Here is a 17,998-nt window from a genome sequence, read left to right on the forward strand (position 1 = left end):
TGCCCCCGGTGCACACCGGACGGCCCCACCGAAAAAGCAGGTCACGGACCGTAGACCACCGTCACCGGCGCATGGTCCGACCAACGGGCCGCATGGACCTCGGCACGCTCCACCCGGGCCTTCAGCGCGCGGGACGCCAGGCCCGGGGTGGCGATGTGGTAGTCGATGCGCCAGCCCGCGTCGTTGTCGAAGGCACGGCCCCGGTAGGACCACCACGAGTACGGGCCCTCCTGGTCGGGGTGGAGGGCGCGGACCACGTCGACGTACGCCACCTCGTCGAGGACGCGGCCGAACCAGGCCCGCTCCTCGGGGAGGAACCCGGAGTTCTTGCGGTTGGCCCGCCAGTTCTTCAGGTCGGCCTCCTGGTGGGCGATGTTCCAGTCGCCGCACACGAGGACCTCGCGGCCGTCCGCCGCCGCGCGCTCCCTCAGCTCCTTCAGGTACGGCAGGAAGGCGTCCATGAAGCGGACCTTCTCGTCCTGGCGCTCCGTGCCGACCTCACCGGACGGCAGGTAGAGGCTGGCGACCGTGAGGCCCGGCAGGTCGGCCTCCAGGTACCGGCCGGACGCGTCGAACTCTTCCACCCCGAAGCCGACCCGCACCGCGTCCGGCTCGCGCCGCGTGTAGAGGGACACGCCCGCGCGGCCCTTGGCGGCGGCCGGCGCGTGGAACGCGTACCAGCCCTCGGGCGCCCGGACCTCCTCGGGGAGCTGGGTCTCCTCGGCCCGTACCTCCTGGAGGCAGAGCACGTCGGCGGCCGTCCCGGCCAGCCACTCCACGAACCCCTTCTTGGCGGCGGCGCGGAGGCCGTTGACATTGACGGTCGTCACAGTGAGCATCCCGGCACAATACGACAGTCCCGATACGCGGCCCGCCGCCCCACCACGCATAGAAGTACGATACTCCGCATGATTATACGACCCAGGCCGTTCGACCACCCCGACGCCGTCAAGCTCAACGACGAAGTGCAGCTCGAATACGCCGAGCGGTACGACGGCGACGGTGACGAGACCCCCCTCGACCCGTCCATGTTCCGGCCGCCGCGCGGCCTCTACCTGTTGGCGTACGACGAGCGGGAGCGCCCGGTCGCGACGGGCGGCTGGCGCTCGATGGACGAGAACGGCGAGGGGTACGCGGACGGCGACGCCGAGCTGAAGCGGATGTACGTCGTCCGCGAGGCGCGCGGCCAGGGCCTGGCCCGGCGCGTCCTGGCCCGTTTGGAGGAGGACGCCCGCGCGGCGGGGCGACGGCGGATGGTCCTGGAGACGGGGACCAAGCAGCCGGAGGCCATCGCACTGTACCTGTCCAGCGGCTACGAGCCCTGCGAGAGGTTCGGCCTGTACCGCCATCACGAGGACAGCCGCTGTTTCGCGAAACTGTTGATGGGTCAGTAAAGAGATAGTGACGCGCTGCTGACCTTCCCGTCAGGGCCGTGGCACTCCACCAGAAGCGGCTCGACCGGTACCGCGATCCGCACCCATCCCTTCGTCCCCCCACCACCCCCTGCCCGGGTGGCCGTCAGCGACCGCCCGGGCACGGCAGAAGGAGACATGTGTGAGACGCCATCGCTCGCCCGTTGCCGCCCTGCTCAGCACGGCAGCCCTCCTCACCGGCGCCCTCCTGGCCGGCGCCCTGACCGCCGCCGCTCCGGCGGTCGCCGCGCCCGGTCCCCCCGACGACACCGGCACGGCGGCCACCGCCCAGGCCGCCGTCCGGGACGTACCGGCCGCCGAGCGGCAGGGCGCGGCCGAGTTCTGGACCGCCGAGCGGATGCGCGGCGCCACCCCGCTCGACCTGCGCCCCACCCCCGCCCAACTGGACGGGGCCAAGGCGCCCGAGCCGGGCGGCAAACCGACGACCGTCGCCCCGACCGCCGCCCCGGCCACCGCTTCCGAAGGGGCCGTCGGCCCCCTCGCGTTCCCGCAGGCCGGTGCCCCCTGGACGGGCGGCGGCGCGGTCGTGAAGACGGTCGGACGGGTGTTCTTCACCTTCCAGGGCAATGCCGCGTCCTGCTCCGGCAACGCCGTGACCAGCCAGAACCAGTCCACCGTCATGACGGCCGGGCACTGCGTGAAGTACCAGGGAAGCTGGCACACCGACTGGGTCTTCGTCCCCGGGTACGACAACGGGCAGGCCCCCTACGGGCAGTGGCCCGCGACCAAGACGCTCACCACGCCGCAGTGGGAGGCGAGCGAGGACCTCAACTACGACATCGGCGCCGCCGTCGTCGCCCCGCTGAACGGCCAGAGGCTGACGGCCGTCACCGGCGCGCAGGGCATCCAGTTCAACAGCGGCTACAACAAGCCGATGTACGCCTTCGGCTACCCGGCGGCCGCCCCGTACGACGGGTCCAGGCTGATCTACTGCAGCGGGAACTCCTCCAGGGACTTCCTCTTCACGCAGGACCACAGCCTCGCCTGCAACATGACCGGCGGATCCAGCGGCGGCCCCTGGTTCACCGGCTTCAGCGAGGCGACCGGGACCGGACTCCAGGTCTCGGTGAACAGCTTCGGGTACACGTTCATGCCGAACCGCATGTTCGGTCCGTACTTCGGCAACGAGGCGCAGGCGCTGTACAACACGGCGCAGACCTCCTGACGCACGAGGGCCGGTCACGGCCCGTGTGACCCGTGGCCCGTTCCCGACCGGGGGAACGGGCCACTCCCGCCTCCGGGACCGCACGGCCCCCCGGTCGGAGGTCGGCCCTGGTCACTGGGCGGTCCCGGCCACAGGGCGGGACCCGGCCGGTGTCACTTCCGGACCGGGTGTCACTTCCGAACTGGGTGTCACTCTCGAACCGGGTGCCGCTTCCGGACCGGACCGGGTGACACGTCCACACCTGACCGGGTGACAGGCCCGCATCTGATCGGGCGACACGCCCAAGTCCGGCCGGGTGACACGCCCGGACCCGGCCGGGCCTCATGTCCGAATTCGGCCGGGCGTCACCTCTGAACCCGGCCGGGCGTCACGCCCGGGCCGGGTCCGCGGCCGGTACGGCGTCGTCGAGGACGTGCCGCAGGAGCCGCACGCGCTCGACGGCGTCGGGGGTCGCGAGGAGGGCGGCGAGGACGGCGATGCGGGCCTGCCCGGCGCGCAGCGTCCCGGTGGGGACGGCGCCCGCGGCGACGAGGTCGACGGCACCGCCGTGCGTGTAGATCTGGGAGACGGGCCCGGCCGGCACGCGCGTGGTGAGGGCGACCAGGACGCCCCGCGCGGTGGCCCCGGCGACGGCGGAGACGATCTCGGGCGTGGCGTTGCCGGCGCCGGTGGCGACGAGGACGAGGCCCTGCGCGCCGGCGTCGACGGCGGCGTTCAGCAGCACCGGGTCACCGTCGGCGTGGTGCATCACCATGTCGACGCGCGGCGGCGTGCCGGGCAGGTCGGGCAGGGGCAGCGGGGCGGGCCGCTCGGGGCGGCGCAGGACGGAGACCTTGCCGAAGCCGATGTTGCCGAGGCGGATGCCGGAGGGGTCCGCGAAGGCGTCGGCGTCGAGCGTGTGCGCCTTGACCGTGCCGCGCGCGGCGTGGAGCTTGCCGTCGAAGGCGATCAGGACGCCCAGTCCGCGGCAGCGCGCGGCGGTGAGCAGGGCGTCGTGGAGGTTGCGCGGCCCGTCGCCGTCCTCGGAGTCGAGGGGGAGCTGGGCGCCGGTGAACACGACGGGGCGCGGGTCGTGGTGGTGGAGGTCGACGAGGAACGCCGACTCCTCCAGCGTGTCGGTGCCGTGGGTGACGACGACGCCGTCGACGCCGGGGTCCGCCAGGACCTCGTGCACCGTGCGCAGCAGGGTGAGCTGGTGGACGGTGGTGAGGCGGGGGCTGTTGACGCTGAACAGGTCGACGACCTCGACGATGACGCCCTCCGGCACGGCGGCGGTCGCCATGACCTCCCGCCCGTGCGCCTCGGCGGCGAACCCGGACCCCTGCCAGCGGCTCGCTATCGTCCCGCCGGTGCTGATCACGACGATCCGTCCCACGCTGTCCCGCCCTCTCCTCACGTCTCACGCAAAACACCCGAAAGAGCAATGATAGGAGAGTACGAACGCAATAAGATCGCTCATTTCTCCACCTACCCCCGCCCCTGTGGTGGATAATTGCGCCATGGACGCGATCGACCGCGCTATCTTGCGCGAGCTCCAGAAGGACGGCCGGCTGAGCAACCAGGAGCTGGCCGCGCGGGTCGGCCTGACCCCGTCCCCCTGCATGCGCCGGGTGCGCCAGTTGGAGCAGGACGGCGTGATCCAGGGCTACCGGGCGGTGATCGACCCGGAGGCGGTGAACCGGGGCTTCGAGGTGCTGGTCTCCATCGAGGTGGAGCGGGACCGCGAGGTGGTGGAGGCGTTCGAGGCGGCGCTCCAGGACATCCCGGACGTCATCGAGGCGTACCGGCTGTTCGGCAGCCCGGGGTGCCTGCTGCGGATCGCGGTCGCGGACCTGCGCGCGTACGAGCGGCTGTGGATCGAGAAGCTGACCGCCCTGACGGGGGTCACGGAGGTCAACTCCCAGATCATCATGAAGCGCGTGAAGGAACCGACGGGCCTGCCCGTCGCCCCCTGACCGTCAGCGGCGGCTGCGCCGGGCCTCGCGCACGAAGTGCCGTACGAACGCGAGGACGCCCCACGCGAGCAGCACGTTCACCAGCGCGCCGCCCGCGTACTGCACCAAGGGGTCGAAGGGCCCCGCGGTCTCGTCCGAGAGGTCCACCTCGCCGGGAGACGAGAACAGCAGGTGGGCGGCGATGAAGGCGACGACGACCAGGGTCGAACCGGGGAAGGCGACCAGGGCCAGGCACCCGCCCCACCCCTCGGGGCTCCCGGCGACGCCGTAGGCGAGCGCGAACGCGGCGACGAGCCCGGTGTAACCGGCCGCCACGAGGGGGGCCTTGCCCCGGCGGCGCGCGGGGTCCGTCTGTGTCATCAGGGGCTTTCCGTCTCTCTGGAGGGCGGCCGGGCCGGTTCGGGCACGCGACGGACCTGCGCCTCCACGAAGGGACCGAGGGGCCGCCGGACCCCATTATTGAACACGTTCAAGTCCAGAGCCGACCCCGGCCGACCAAGGACCGCACCCCGTCACGGCCCGTCCCGCGGTGACCGTCCAGGCCACGGCCGTACCACCGGGGCCATCCGGGCGGCGGCCGGGTCGGGCTCAGTGGAGTGGAAGGGAGCCGTGATGTCACGGCCCTCGGGACGGGTGTCCAGCAGACGTCAGGTGCTGGGCGTCTTCACCACGATGGGAGCCGGTTGCGCGCTGTCCGCCTGCACGATCGGGACCCTGGCACGGCAAGATCACCGTCACGATGGAGGTGTACACGCACGTGCCGTCCGAGGCGACCCGCAAGGCCCTGCGAAGCTCGCAAAGCACCTGGGTCGGCAGGTCCGACACAGTTGCCGTACTTCGCTGCCGTACGGCAAGACAAAGCCCCCGCCCGGAGAACCCGGCGGGGGCTTTGATGTCTGTGGACCTGAGGGGATTTGAACCCCTGACCCCCTCGATGCGAACGAGGTGCGCTACCAGTCTGCGCCACAGGCCCTTGCGACGTGTGAAACATTAGCATCCCGATCGGGGTGCTCGGAAATCCGTTGCCGGGTCGGGCGCCGAGAGGTGGGTCACCTGGTCATTCGTTGGCCGCGCGGGGGCGGTCGTCGTCGGCGTACTGGTCGAACAGCGGGGTGCGGCCGTGGTCGCGGGAGCGGCGCGGGGGCGTGGCCGAGGGGTTCGGGTTCTTGCGGGTGGGCGGGGGCGGGGTGGGCTCCGCCGGGGAGGAGCGGGCGGCGCTCCACGTCTCCGGGTCGGTGACGTCGACGCCGCCCGTGGCGCGGGGGGCGACCGGGGCGGTGACGTAGGTGGGGAGCGGTACCGGGACGGGGTCCCAACTGTCGCCCCTCGCCGGGCCGCGGTCGCGCTGCTGGTCGACCCACTCGGCGTGGTCGGTCTGCTCGACGAGCGCGCGGCGGTCGGCCTCCGCCGGGGACACCGGCGGTGTGGCCGGTTCCGGGTGCGCCGGGGCCGCCTCGTCCTGGAGGGGGGGTGCCGGGCGGCCTCGGCGGGGGCGGTTCTCGCGGAGGCGCTGGGCCGCGGCCTCCGCGCGGCGCCGGTCCATCACGTACACGAAGCGGCGGCGCTCCTGGCGGCGCAGGTACACGATGTACGCGCTGAGCAGGACCGCCGGGAGGCCCGGCGCCCACAGGAACGCGAGGCCGCCCACGGCCGCGACGACCGCGCCCACGGTGAACGCGAGGAAGAGGAGCACCGTCGTACGGCGGCGGCGGGCCAGGACGCGGGAGCGGCGGGCGCGCTCGGCGGCCGCCCGCGACACGGCGGGGCGGGGGTGGGCGTCGGGGGCCGCCCTGCGCGCCGCGGAAGCGGAGGCGGGAGCGGGGACGGCGGCGGAGGCGGGAGCGGGGGCCTCCGGGAGTTCCAGGCGCGCCTCCGTGTGGGACGGGGGCGCGGCGAAGGCCCGGACGTCGACCGAGTCGATCTGCTCGGTCTCGGCGTCCGGGTCCACGTCGGGCACCCGCCAGTCCTCGTCGGCGCCGCGGGCGCGCAGCTCCTTGGCGTACCGGCGCTCCATCCCCGCCCGTCCGGACAGGAGCCGGATGGCGGTGCTGAAGCGTTCGGTCGGGCGTGCTTCGTTCAGCTCGTCCTGCCTGCGGAGCCACATCGGCACCAGATAGGCGGCCCAGGCTCCGACGATGACTGCGTAGATGAGGCCGCTGCTGCTCACGCCTCACACGGTAGAGGTGTTCGCATGAGGCCATCTGCCAATTGGGCCGGTGTGTCGCACGATCTGGCTGATATCACTGACATTTTTGTGATTGTTCGGATCGTTTGCGTGCACGCAAGCGCTTAATTCGAACACATGAATTATTTACTTTGGTGTTCCCGGCGCGACCTGTGCCAGCGCCGCACCAGGCCCTCGGGGACCTCCTCCGCGGTCAGCGCGAAGACGAGGTGGTCCCGCCAGGCGCCGTCGATATGGAGGTACCGCGGACGCAGCCCCTCCTCGCGGAATCCCAATTTCTCCACGACGCGGCGGCTCGGCCCGTTCTCGGGGCGGATGCACACCTCGATCCGGTGCAGCCCGACCGCCCGGAAGCAGTGGTCGACGGCGAGCGCGACCGCCGTGGGCATGACGCCGCGGCCCGCGACGTCCCGGTCGACCCAGTAGCCGACGTGCCCGGAGCACATCGAGCCCCAGGTGATCCCGGCGACGGTGAGCTGGCCGACGAGCCGGCCCTGGTACTCGATGACGAACGGCAGCATTCGGCCGGCGTTGGCCTCCGCGCGCAGGTGGCGGACCATCTGCCGGTACGTGGGGCGCTGGAGGGGGGGCGCTCCGGGAGCGGGCGGCGGGACGGTGGCCTCCCAGGGGCGCAGCCAGTCGCGGTTGCGCCCGTTGACCTCCCGCCACGCCTTGTGGTCGCGGGCCTTTATCGGGCGCAGCACCACGTCGCCGTCGGCCAGCGTCACGGGCCAGGCGGGGTTCATGAGGCCGGTCTCGGGTGGTCGCCGCCGCGTAGCTGGTCCACCGCGTGGACGAGGAGCGGCTCCAGGACGGCGAGGCCGTCGCGTACGCCGCCGGTGGAGCCGGGCAGGTTGACGATCAGGGTGCGGCCCGCGACGCCGGCCAGGCCGCGGGAGAGGGCCGCCGTGGGGACCTTCCCCCGGCCGTACGCGCGGATGGCCTCCGGGATGCCGGGCACCTCGTGGTCGAGGACGCGGCGGGTGGCCTCGGGCGTGGCGTCGGTGGGCGAGACGCCCGTGCCACCGGTCGTGAGGATCACGTCGTACCCGTCGCGCACCCCCGCGCGCAGGGCGGCCTCGACGGGGTCGCCGTCCGGGACGACCCGCGGGCCGTCGACGGCGAAGCCGAGCGCCGCCAGGCCCTCGGCGAGGAGGGGGCCGCCCCTGTCCTCGTACACGCCGGCCGCGGCGCGGTTCGATGCGGTGACCACCAGCGCGCGGTACGTCACGGCCGGCTCCAGTCCCCGGACTTGCCGCCCGTCTTCTCCTCCACCCGCACGTCGGTGATGACGGCGGCCTTGTCGACCGCCTTGACCATGTCGACGACGGTCAGGGCGGCCACGGACACCGCCGTGAGGGCCTCCATCTCGACGCCCGTGCGGTCCGCGGTCCGCACGGTCGCGGTGATCTCGACCGCGTCGTCGGCGACCTCCAGGTCGACCTTCACCCCGGAGACGGCGAGGGGGTGGCACAGCGGGATCAGGTCGGGGGTGCGCTTGGCCCCCATGATCCCGGCGATCCGGGCCGTGGCGAGCGCGTCGCCCTTCGGGACGCCCTCGCCGCGCAGCAGCTCCACCACCCGTGGCGACACGAGGACCCGGCCGCTCGCGCGCGCGGTGCGGGCGGTGACGTCCTTCGCGGAGACGTCCACCATGCGGGCCGCGCCCGCCTCGTCGATGTGGGTCAGGCTGCCTTGCGTACTCAACTCACTCCGCCTCGCGATCCTGGCGCCGGTCGTCTTGTCCGGCACGGCGGCAGACACCGTACCGCCAGGCCGCCCCGCGGGGCCCGCCGGTTCAGCCGATGAGAACGACCTCCAGCTCGGTCCCCGGCTCCACGCGCGTGGTCTCCTCCGGTACGACGATGAGCGCGTCGGCCTGGGCGAGGGCGGCGACCAGGTGCGACCCGGCACCGCCCACAGGAGCGACGGTACCCGCCTGGGCGTCGTACGTCCCGCGCAGGAACTGACGCTTCCCGGCGGGCGACGGCAGCGGCCCGGCGGCGGACAGCACGGCACGCGCGCGCGGGCGGTGGAGGTCCGGCAGCCCCATGAGGGCGCGGATCGCGGGCCGGACGAACAGCTCGAAGGAGACGTACGAGGAGACCGGATTGCCCGGCAGGGCGAGCAGCGGGGTGTGCTCGGGGCCGATGGAGCCGAAGCCCTGGGGCTTGCCCGGCTGCATGGCGAGCGCGCGGAACTCGACGCCGCCGCCCGGCTCGTCGGCGTCGGACGCCGCCGACAGGGCCTCCTTGACCACGTCGTACGCGCCGACGCTGACGCCGCCCGTGGTCACCAGGAGGTCCGCACGGACCAGCTGGTCCTCGATGGTGGCGCGGAGCGTGTCCGCGTCGTCCGTGACGGCGCCGACCCGGTAGGCGATGGCGCCGGCGTCGCGGGCGGCGGCGGCCAGGGCGAAGCTGTTGGAGTCGTAGATCTGGCCGGGGCCCAGCTCGGCGCCCGGCTGGACGAGCTCGCTGCCCGTGGAGAGGACGACCACGCGGGGGCGGGGGCGGACCCGGACCGAGCCGCGGCCGATGGCGGCGAGGAGGCCGATCTGGGGCGGCCCGAGGACCGTGCCCGCCGCGAGGGCCAGGTCGCCGGCGGCCACGTCGCTGCCGCGCGCGCGTACGTGGGCGCGGGCCTCGGCGGGCCGGTGGACGCGGACCTCGCCGCTCGCGCCCTCCGGGGCCACGCTGGCCGCGCGCATGCCCGTGGCGGCGCCGCCGCCCGTACCGCCGTCGGTCCACTCGACGGGGACGACCGCCTCGGCGCCGGGCGGGAGGGGCGCGCCGGTCATGATCCGCGCGGCCTGGCCGGGGCCGACCTCGGGCAGGCCGTCGCCGCCGGCCGCCACGTCCCCGACGACGGTGAGGACCGCGGGGAACTCCTCGCTCGCCCCGGCGACGTCGGCGACGCGCACGGCGTAGCCGTCCATGGAGCTGTTGTCGAAGGGCGGCAGGGCGACGGGCACCGTGACGTCCTCGACCAGCACGCAGCCCTGGGCGTCGGGCAGCTGCAGCTCGATGGGGTCCAGCGGGTGGACGGCCGTGAGGATGTCCTCCAGGTGCTCGTCCACCGTCCAGACGGTTCTCTCCGGGCTCACTGAGCTCACAGGGCCTACATCTCCTCGGTGACGTAACGGCGGAGCCAGGAACGGAACTCCGGTCCCAGATCTTCACGTTCGCACGCGAGTCTGACAATCGCCCGCAGATAGTCGCCGCGGTCGCCGGTGTCGTAGCGGCGGCCCTTGAAGACGACGCCGTGGACGGGGCCGCCGGCCTTCTCGTCGGTGGCGAGCTTGTGGAGGGCGTCGGTCAGCTGGATCTCGCCGCCCCGGCCGGGCTCGGTCTCGCGCAGTATCCCGAAGATCGCCGGGTCCAGGACGTACCGGCCGATGATCGCGTAGTTGCTGGGGGCGTCGGCGGGGTCCGGCTTCTCCACGAGGTCGGTGACCCTGACCACGTCGGCCTCGTTGGTGGGCTCGACGGCGGCGCAGCCGTAGAGGTGGATCTGGGACGGGTCGACCTCCATGAGGGCCACGACGCTGCCGCCCTGGCTCTCCTGGACCTCCACCATGCGGGACAGCAGCGGGTCGCGGGGGTCGATCAGGTCGTCGCCGAGGAGCACGGCGAACGGCTGGTCGCCGACGTGCGGGGCGGCGCACAGGACGGCGTGGCCGAGGCCGCGCGGGTCGCCCTGGCGGACGTAGTGCATGGTCGCCAGCTCGTTCGACGCCTTGACGCGCTCCAGTCTCTCCTGGTCGCCCTTGCGGTAGAGCGCTTCTTCGAGCTCGTAGTTCCGGTCGAAGTGGTCCTCCAGGGGCCGCTTGTTCCGACCGGTGATCATCAGTACGTCGTTCAGACCGGCGGCCACCGCCTCCTCCACCACGTACTGGATGGCAGGCTTGTCGACGACGGGCAGCATCTCCTTGGGGGTGGCCTTCGTGGCGGGCAGGAAGCGGGTGCCGAGGCCCGCGGCGGGGATGACGGCCTTGCGGATCATGGAATGTGACTCAGTCATGCCGAGCACCATATCTGTTCAACATATGAGGGAAGATTCAGGTTCGGTTACCTTTCTCCACGTATAAGCACATACAAGAAGATTGATGGGGAGACGTGCCCGAGAAAACTGTTCCGGCGAACGGCGGTACGGCGGATCGCGGGGAGCGGGGGACCGCTGCCGGGCCGGACGCGGGGGTCCCGCGGGGGGCGCCGGACAGGGTGCCGGACAAGGCGGGGCTGCGGAGCCGGTTGCTCGCCGCCCGCACCCTGCTGACCACCGAGGACGTCGAGCGGGCCGCCGGGGCCCTCGCCGCCGCGGCGCTGGAGCTGCCCGAGCTGGCGGGGGCCGGCACGGTCGCCGCGTACGTCTCCGTGGGCCGGGAGCCGGGCACGCGGACGCTGATCGAGGCGCTGCGCGCGCGGGGCGTGCGGGTGCTGCTGCCCGTCCTGATGGCCGACAACGACCTGGACTGGGCGGTCTACGAGGGCGCCGCCGGGCTCGCCGGGGCGCGGCGGGGGCTGCTGGAGCCCTCGGGGCCCCGGCTCGGTCCGGAGGCGGTCGCGGAGGCGGGCGCGGTGCTGCTGCCGGGGCTCGCGGTGGACGCGCGGGGCATGCGGCTGGGCCGGGGCGGCGGCTCGTACGACCGGGTACTGGCCCGTCTCGCGCGCGTGGGGGCCGATCCGGCGCTCGTGGTGCTCCTCTACGCGCACGAGGTGGTCGCCCGGGTCCCGGAGGAACCGCACGACCACCCCGTGCACGCGGTGGTGACCCCCGACGGGGTGCGGCGCTTCACCGCACCCCGGCCGGGCTGATCAGGGCTTCAGGACCAGGTGGTCGGCCTTCGCCGCGTCGACCGCCTCGTCGCTGAACGGCCAGTCCAGCAGTTCGCCCCTGGCCCACGCGTCGGTCTGGTCCGTGTAGTGCGGGTGGTAGGCGTGGCCGGAGGCGCCGGTCAGGTTGATCCAGCGGGACTTGTCCCAGTCGCCGACGTTGACGACCATCCGCATGGACGGCACCCAGACGACGCCGTAGCCGCCCGCCGCGTTCCAGCCGGTGGCGTTGACGGCCGCCTCGCCGCCCGCCAGGTTCCACGGGCCGCGGTTCAGCAGGAACTTCACGACGTCCGGTCCGCCCGTGCCCAGCGTCTGGTTGCGCAGGTTCAGCTGGTGCAGCCGGCCCCAGCTCCAGGTGGAGATGTCCTTGCCGAGCTGCGCGGTCAGCTCCCAGCGGGCGTCCTTCATGGCGCGGGCGAGCAGTTGGTCGCGGGTCTCGGTGGCGTCGTCGAGGCGGTTCCCCGGCGTGCGCCACCAGGCGTTGTCCTCGTCCTCCAGGAGCGGGCGGACCACCTCGTACCAGCGGTCGCCGCCGTCCGGCTGCGCCTTGTCCGCGTCGCGCTGGCCGCACTCGCGGACGAGCCGGTCGCGCTGGTCGTCCGGGACGGTGGGGTCGGCGGGCGGGACGTTGAGGCACTCGCCCTTGACGCGCAGCTCCTTGGGGAGCTTGTCGCCGAACGCCAGCTTCAGGACGTTGCGCCAGACCGCGTTGAAGTACGCGGCGGCCGGGGAGTCGGCCTCCTGCGTGTAGTCCCAGCCCTCCAGCAGCTTCTGCGCCTCCCGGACGTACGGGTCCGCGATGTCGACCTTCAGCAGGAGCGGGGTCAGCAGCTTGGCTATCTCGCTCTGGTTGTCCGTCTGCATGGTGCGCATGTCGTCGGTGGAGATCTTGCCGCCGTCCTTGATCTTCGACTCGATGAGGTCGTTGATGCGCTGGCTGCGGGAGCCGTAGCCCCAGTCGGCGGTGAGGTGGTGCGGGTACTCGTCGTTCACGACGGCCTGGTTGGCGGTGACGATGTAGCCGCGCTCCGGGTTCTCCTCGTACGGCAGCTCGTCGAACGGGATGTACTTCTTCCAGTCGTACGCGGGGTCCCAGCCGGGCGCCGGGAGCGTGCCGTCGTGCTTCTCGGCGCGGACGGGGATCTTGCCGGGGGCCTGGTAGCCGATGTGGCCCTTGGCGCCCTTGGCGTCGGCGTAGACCAGGTTCTGCGACGGCACCTCGAAGTCGCGGGCGGCGTCCCGGAACCCCTTGAAGTCGCGGGCGCGGTTCAGCTTGAACACGGCGTCCATGGACTTGCCCGGGGTGAGGGCGGTCCAGCGCAGGGAGACCGCGTAGCCGTCGCCGCGGTCGGGCGCGGGGTCGGCGATGGGGGCCTTCTGGCCGACCTTCTCCAGCTCGCCGCTGCGGTCGGAGATCAGCGGGCCGTTGTTGGTGGTGCGGACGGTGATGGTGCGGCTGCCGCCACCGGCGATCCTGATCACCTCGTCGCGGGTCTCGAACGGCACCTCCTTGGTGCCGCGCAGGTAGCCGCGGTCGGTGACCTTCTGCAGGTACAGGTCGGTGACGTCGGCACCGAGGTTGGTGAAGCCCCAGGCGATGTCCTGGTTGTGGCCGATGACGACACCCGGCATCCCGGCGAAGGTGTAGCCGGCGACGTCGTAGCGGCACTTGTCGGAGACGGCGCGGCAGTGCAGGCCCATCTGGTACCAGACGGACGGCAGCTGCGGGGCGAGGTGCGGGTCGTTGGCCAGGAGCGGCTTGCCGGTGGTCGTGTGCTCGCCGGAGACGACCCACGAGTTGGAGCCGATGCCGTCGCCGTTCGGGCCGAGCAGGGCGGGAACGGAGTCGAGCGCCTCGGAGAGGGCCGCGAGCTGCGACTGGAGGCCGCCCTGGAGGTCGCCCTGGGCGCCGCTCTGGAAGCCGCCGGCGCCCTGGTCGGTCTGGCCGGTGCCGGAGCCCTGGACGCCGCCCTGGAAGCCGCCGCCGTCGCCCGTGCCCGTGCCGTCACCCGTGCCGTCGCCGTCCTCGCCGTCACCGGACGCCTTGAAGTCCTCGACGACGGGGCGGTGGGTCTTGTACGGGTAGGCCGGGTACAGGTCCTCGATCTGCTCGTCGGTGAGCCGGCTCGTCATGAGCGAGCGGTCGATCTCGTCCTGCATGTTGCCGCGCAGGTCCCAGGCCATGGCCTTCAGCCAGGCGATCGAGTCGACCGGGGTCCAGGGCTCGATCGCGTAGTCGTGCGAGAAGGCGAGCGCGGAGTACTCGACGGAGACGTCCCGGGGCGCCTTGTCCTTCAGGTAGGCGTTGACGCCGTCCGCGTACGCCCGGAGGTTCTTCTTCGTCTCCTCCGACAGGACCTCGTCGTACTCCTCCTTCGCCACCCGGTGCCAGCCGAGCGTGCGGAGGAACGCGTCCGTGTCGACCATGTCCTTGCCGAGCATCTCGGAGAGGCGGCCCGCGGTCATGTGGCGGCGGACGTCCATCTCCCAGAAGCGGTCCTGTGCCTGGACGTACCCCTGGGCGCGGAACAGGTCCTCGTCCGTGGAGGCGTAGATCTGCGGGACGCCGTAGCCGTCGCGCTTGACGTCGACCGGCCCGGAGAGACCGGCGAGCTGGAGCGTGCCGGTGGTCTGCGGGAAGGGCGCGCGCACGGTGCTGACGCTCCAGTAGGCGCCGTAGCCGACGCCCGCGACGAGCGCCAGCACCAGGGCGATCACGAGCAAGCGGGCACGTCGCCCCTTCTTCTTGGGGGAAGAGACGGTGGTGTTGGCGGGCATCGCTGTCCTTCGAGGCGCAGGCTGGGTCCAGGAGTGCTGGGAGCAACCATAGGCGCAGCGATCGACCGCCCCGGACGCGGTGCCGGTAAAGGGGGCCCGCCGCGGAAGGCGGCACCGGCGTCAGGGAAACGTTAAAGATTAGGTAAGGTAACGAAGTACCGGCCGTCGCAGACCCTCCGCACGGCCGGACATACCCGGCATAACCCCGCCTTCGCCGAAAACCGGCAACTGTACGAATCCGCCCGGGCGGTGGGAACGGCGCCCACGCGCGCGTAGCCGGGTCGGAAGACCGGACGCGGACGCCCGCGCACAACTGAAGAGGTCCGCCCACGCATCTCCCGGGAAGGTTCGGCCCCTGACTGTCCACCAGCTCAACGAACTCCTGCTCATCGGCTCGCTCGTCCTGCTCGTCGCCGTCGTCGCGGTGCGCCTGTCCTCACGCAGCGGCCTCCCCAGCCTGCTCCTGTACCTCGGCATCGGCGTCGCCATGGGGCAGGACGGCATCGGCAACGTCGCCTTCGACAACGCCGAGCTCACCCAGGTCATCGGCTACGGCGCGCTCGTCGTGATCCTCGCCGAGGGCGGCCTGGGCACCAAGTGGAAGGAGATCAGGCCCGCCCTGCCCGCCGCGACCGTCCTCGCGACCGTCGGCGTCGCGGTGAGCGTGGGCATCACGGCCGCCGCGGCGCACTACCTCGTCGGCCTGGAGTGGCGGCAGGCGCTGCTCATCGGCGCCGTCGTCTCCTCCACGGACGCCGCGGCCGTCTTCTCCGTGCTGCGCAAGGTGCCCCTGCCCTCGCGGGTGACCGGCACCCTGGAGGCCGAGTCGGGGTTCAACGACGCGCCCGTCGTGATCCTGGTGGTCGCCTTCTCGACGACGGGCCCCGTGGACAGCTGGTACGTCCTGGTCGGCACGATCGCGCTGGAGCTCGCCATCGGCGCGGGCGTCGGCCTGGCGGTCGGCCTCCTCGGCGCGTACGGGCTGAAGCGGGTCGCCCTGCCGGCCTCCGGCCTGTACCCGATCGCCGTGATGGCCATCGCCGTCACCGCGTACGCGGCGGGCGCCCTCGCCCACGGCAGCGGCTTCCTCGCGGTGTACCTGGCCTCCGTGGTGCTCGGCAACGCGAAGTTGCCGCACCAGCCGGCCAACCGCGGCTTCGCCGAGGGCCTCGGCTGGATCGCCCAGATCGGGATGTTCGTCCTGCTCGGCCTGCTGGTGACCCCGCACGAACTGCTGCGGGACTTCTGGCCGGCGGTGGCGATCGGCCTGGCCCTGACGGCCGTGGCGCGCCCGGTGTCGGTCCTGCTGAGCCTGACGCCGTTCCGCATCCCGTGGCAGGAGCAGGCCCTGATGTCGTGGGCCGGGCTGCGGGGCGCGGTGCCGATCATCCTGGCGACGATCCCGATGGTGTCGGGGATCGAGGGCAGCCGGAAGGTCTTCAACATCGTCTTCGTCCTGGTCGTCGTCTACACGCTGGTGCAGGGGCCGACGCTGCCCTGGCTGGCGAAGGCGCTGCGGCTGGGCGCCGGGACGGAGGCCACGGACCTGGGGGTCGAGTCGGCGCCCCTGGAGCGGCTCCGCGGCCACCTGCTGTCCCTGTCGATCCCGGACCGGTCGAAGATGCACGGCGTGGAGGTCGCGGAGCTGCGGCTGCCGCCCGGCGCGGCGGTCACCCTCGTCGTCCGGGACGGCACGAGTTTCGTGCCGTCGCCGACGACGGTGCTGCGGCGCGGCGACGAACTGCTGGTCGTGGCGACGGACCCGGTGCGGGACGCGGCGGAGCGGCGGCTGCGGGCCGTCGGCCGGGGCGGCAAACTGGCGGGCTGGCTGGGGACGGGAGGCTGATCCCGGCAGTCGGGGGCGGTACGGGGCGGGTGCGCCGGCCGGGGACGGGAGGCCGGCCCTCCAGCGGCCGGGGGCGGAGGGGCGGAGCAGGTGCGCCGACCGGGGACCGGGGGCTGGTCCGGCGACCGGGGGCAGTGCGGGGGTGGCTCGCGGCTTCCCGGGCGGAGGGGGTCGCGTGGCGCTTTCCGCGGGCGGCGGAGTGGCACGTAGCGCTTTTCGCAGGCAGGGAAGCGGATCTTGGCACTTTCCGCAGGTAGGGAAGGGGCACATGGCACTTTTCACAGGAGCCACTCCGCTCGCCCCCTGTACCATGAAGGCGCATTGATCGAACCAACTCTGCCTGATGCAGGGCTGGCGCGACCGCATGGCGGCCGAGTCCCCCTCCGCGGGGCTCCGGTATCTACCGCGCTTCCGCGCAAGAGGACAGCCCTCGGCGGCTCCCGGCACCCCGGCGAGCGCTACCAGGCGGCAGAAAGGCACGGGCCGTGGCATCCACGGTCACCTCCGACGCTGTGAAGCGTCCCGGATACGGGCAGCTCCTGCGCACCCCCGGGGCCTGGACGTTTCTGCTGCCCGGATTCGCGGCGCGGCAGCCGTTCGCGATGCTCACCATCGGCATCGTCCTGCTGGTTCAGCACACCACCGGCTCGTACGGCAGCGCGGGCGCCGTCGCCGCGGTGACCGGCGTGTCCATGGCGCTGTTCGCCCCGCAGAGCGGGAAGCTCGCGGACCGCTTCGGGCAGCGCGCCGTCCTGGTCCCCGGCGTCCTCGTGCACGCCGCGTCGGTCTCCCTGCTGACGGTGCTCGCCCTGGCCGACGCGCCCCTGTGGGCGCTGTTCGCGGCGGCGGTGCCGAGCGGCGCCTCCGTCCCGCAGGTGGGCCCCATGGTGCGGGCCCGCTGGGCGGCCCGGCTGGAGGGCTCGCCGCTCATGTCGACGGCGGCGGCGTTCGAGTCCGTGACGGACGAGTTCACGTTCGTCGTGGGCCCCGTCCTGGCGACGGCGCTGTGCACCGGCGTGCACCCGGCGGCCGGCCTGGTCGCCGAGGCGTCCCTGACCCTGGTCGGCGGCCTCCTGTTCGCCGCCCAGAAGCGCACCCAGCCGGCCCACGGGGCCCACTCCGACGCCGGGGCGCGACCGCGCGCGTCGGCGCTGTCCGTGCCGGGCGTACGCGTGCTGGCGGTGGCGTTCCTGGGGATCGGCTCCGTCTTCGGCGGCATGCAGGTCTCGCTGACCGCGTTCACCGAGGAGATCGGCGACCCCGGGGTCAACGGCCTGCTGTACGGCCTCTTCGCCGCGGGCAACATGCTGGCCGGCATCGCCGTCGGCGCCATCGCCTGGAAGTCCGGGCCCCGGCGCCGCCTGATCGTCGGGTACGCGGCGCTGACCGTGGCCGCCTCGCTGCTGTGGTCCGCGCAGTCGGTGCTGCTGCTGGGCGCGCTCGGCCTGGTGGTCGGCCTGTGCATCGCGCCCGCGCTGATCAGCGGGTACACGCTCGTCGAGCCCCTGGTGCCGGCCTCCGCGCGCACGGAGGCGTTCACCTGGCTGACCGGCGCCGTCGCACTGGGCCAGGCGGCCGCCGTGACGGTCGCCGGACGCCTCGCGGACGCGCACGGCTCGGCCGCCGGGTTCCTGGTGCCGCTGGGCGGCACGGCGCTGGCGCTGGTCACCCTGCTCGCGCTCCGGTCGCGGCTGGCGCCCCGGGCGCCCCAGGACCGCGCCGCCGCACGTGGCATCGGTCACCGCGTGCCGGTGGCGGTGGACTGAAGCGAAGGAATGCGTCACTATTGTTCGTCGTT

Annotated in this window: 16 protein-coding genes and 1 tRNA gene; 6 read left to right on the forward strand and 11 right to left on the reverse strand. The window is 72.9% G+C overall.

What is annotated here, in order from left to right:
• Positions 1 to 41: 41 nt before the first annotated feature.
• The gene (locus tag AC07D6_RS20035) at positions 42 to 839 is read right to left on the reverse strand and encodes an exodeoxyribonuclease III (RefSeq protein ID WP_315880760.1); all 798 of its coding nucleotides are present in this window, start codon (positions 837 to 839) and stop codon (positions 42 to 44) included.
• A gap of 69 nt (positions 840 to 908) precedes the next feature.
• Here AC07D6_RS20035 and AC07D6_RS20040 point away from each other — a divergent pair, with 69 nt between their 5' ends.
• The gene (locus AC07D6_RS20040; RefSeq protein WP_315880761.1) at positions 909 to 1,394 is read left to right on the forward strand and encodes a GNAT family N-acetyltransferase; all 486 of its coding nucleotides are present in this window, start codon (positions 909 to 911) and stop codon (positions 1,392 to 1,394) included.
• A gap of 160 nt (positions 1,395 to 1,554) precedes the next feature.
• The gene (locus AC07D6_RS20045; protein ID WP_479046119.1) at positions 1,555 to 2,598 is read left to right on the forward strand and encodes a trypsin-like serine peptidase; all 1,044 of its coding nucleotides are present in this window, start codon (positions 1,555 to 1,557) and stop codon (positions 2,596 to 2,598) included.
• Between the two features lie 367 nt (positions 2,599 to 2,965).
• Here AC07D6_RS20045 and AC07D6_RS20050 read toward each other — a convergent pair whose 3' ends face one another.
• Positions 2,966 to 3,973 (reverse strand): asparaginase, encoded by a 1,008-nt coding sequence (locus AC07D6_RS20050; protein ID WP_479046122.1) that lies wholly within the window; start codon positions 3,971 to 3,973, stop codon positions 2,966 to 2,968.
• Positions 3,974 to 4,097: 124 nt separating this feature from the next.
• On the opposite strand from AC07D6_RS20050, the gene AC07D6_RS20055 reads away from it, so the two are divergent.
• Positions 4,098 to 4,553 carry an Lrp/AsnC family transcriptional regulator gene (locus tag AC07D6_RS20055; RefSeq protein WP_315880764.1) on the forward strand — a complete coding sequence of 152 codons (456 nt, stop codon included), beginning with the start codon at positions 4,098 to 4,100 and terminating at the stop codon, positions 4,551 to 4,553.
• A 3-nt stretch (positions 4,554 to 4,556) separates the two neighbouring features.
• Here AC07D6_RS20055 and AC07D6_RS20060 read toward each other — a convergent pair whose 3' ends face one another.
• The 8 genes from AC07D6_RS20060 to galU form a co-directional block, all read right to left on the reverse strand.
• The gene (locus AC07D6_RS20060) at positions 4,557 to 4,913 is read right to left on the reverse strand and encodes a hypothetical protein (protein ID WP_479046125.1); all 357 of its coding nucleotides are present in this window, start codon (positions 4,911 to 4,913) and stop codon (positions 4,557 to 4,559) included.
• A gap of 539 nt (positions 4,914 to 5,452) precedes the next feature.
• Positions 5,453 to 5,526 (reverse strand) — tRNA-Ala (locus AC07D6_RS20065).
• An 84-nt stretch (positions 5,527 to 5,610) separates the two neighbouring features.
• Entirely contained in the window at positions 5,611 to 6,720 is a 1,110-nt protein-coding gene (gene sepX / locus AC07D6_RS20070; protein ID WP_479046127.1) for a divisome protein SepX/GlpR, read from the reverse strand.
• A 140-nt stretch (positions 6,721 to 6,860) separates the two neighbouring features.
• A complete protein-coding gene (locus tag AC07D6_RS20075) occupies positions 6,861 to 7,484 on the reverse strand; it encodes a GNAT family N-acetyltransferase (protein WP_479046130.1) in 624 nt (207 codons plus the stop codon).
• Positions 7,481 to 7,969: a MogA/MoaB family molybdenum cofactor biosynthesis protein gene (locus tag AC07D6_RS20080; protein WP_315880768.1), complete on the reverse strand. Its 489-nt coding sequence runs from the start codon at positions 7,967 to 7,969 to the stop codon at positions 7,481 to 7,483. The genes AC07D6_RS20075 and AC07D6_RS20080 overlap by 4 nt, the downstream gene beginning before the upstream one ends.
• Positions 7,966 to 8,445: a cyclic pyranopterin monophosphate synthase MoaC gene (moaC, locus tag AC07D6_RS20085; RefSeq protein ID WP_479046134.1), complete on the reverse strand. Its 480-nt coding sequence runs from the start codon at positions 8,443 to 8,445 to the stop codon at positions 7,966 to 7,968. The genes AC07D6_RS20080 and moaC overlap by 4 nt, the downstream gene beginning before the upstream one ends.
• 91 nt (positions 8,446 to 8,536) lie before the next feature.
• Positions 8,537 to 9,844, reverse strand: coding sequence for a molybdotransferase-like divisome protein Glp (gene glp, locus AC07D6_RS20090; RefSeq protein WP_479046213.1), 1,308 nt, complete (start codon positions 9,842 to 9,844; stop codon positions 8,537 to 8,539).
• A 14-nt stretch (positions 9,845 to 9,858) separates the two neighbouring features.
• Positions 9,859 to 10,761, reverse strand: a complete 903-nt coding sequence (gene galU / locus AC07D6_RS20095; RefSeq protein ID WP_315880770.1) for a UTP--glucose-1-phosphate uridylyltransferase GalU — start codon at positions 10,759 to 10,761, stop codon at positions 9,859 to 9,861.
• Between the two features lie 200 nt (positions 10,762 to 10,961).
• On the opposite strand from galU, the gene AC07D6_RS20100 reads away from it, so the two are divergent.
• Positions 10,962 to 11,555, forward strand: a complete 594-nt coding sequence (locus AC07D6_RS20100) for a 5-formyltetrahydrofolate cyclo-ligase (RefSeq protein ID WP_315880771.1) — start codon at positions 10,962 to 10,964, stop codon at positions 11,553 to 11,555.
• Here the strand turns inward: AC07D6_RS20100 and AC07D6_RS20105 are convergent, their stop codons facing one another.
• The gene (locus AC07D6_RS20105) at positions 11,556 to 14,354 is read right to left on the reverse strand and encodes a penicillin acylase family protein (RefSeq protein WP_315880772.1); all 2,799 of its coding nucleotides are present in this window, start codon (positions 14,352 to 14,354) and stop codon (positions 11,556 to 11,558) included.
• 313 nt (positions 14,355 to 14,667) lie between these two features.
• On the opposite strand from AC07D6_RS20105, the gene AC07D6_RS20110 reads away from it, so the two are divergent.
• Positions 14,668 to 16,200, forward strand: coding sequence for a potassium/proton antiporter (locus tag AC07D6_RS20110; protein WP_479046215.1), 1,533 nt, complete (start codon positions 14,668 to 14,670; stop codon positions 16,198 to 16,200).
• Positions 16,201 to 16,685: 485 nt separating this feature from the next.
• The gene (locus AC07D6_RS20115; RefSeq protein WP_479046137.1) at positions 16,686 to 17,966 is read left to right on the forward strand and encodes an MFS transporter; all 1,281 of its coding nucleotides are present in this window, start codon (positions 16,686 to 16,688) and stop codon (positions 17,964 to 17,966) included.
• The last annotated feature ends 32 nt before the right edge of the window (positions 17,967 to 17,998 follow it).

Source organism: Streptomyces sp. NPDC045287 (assembly GCF_056432325.1).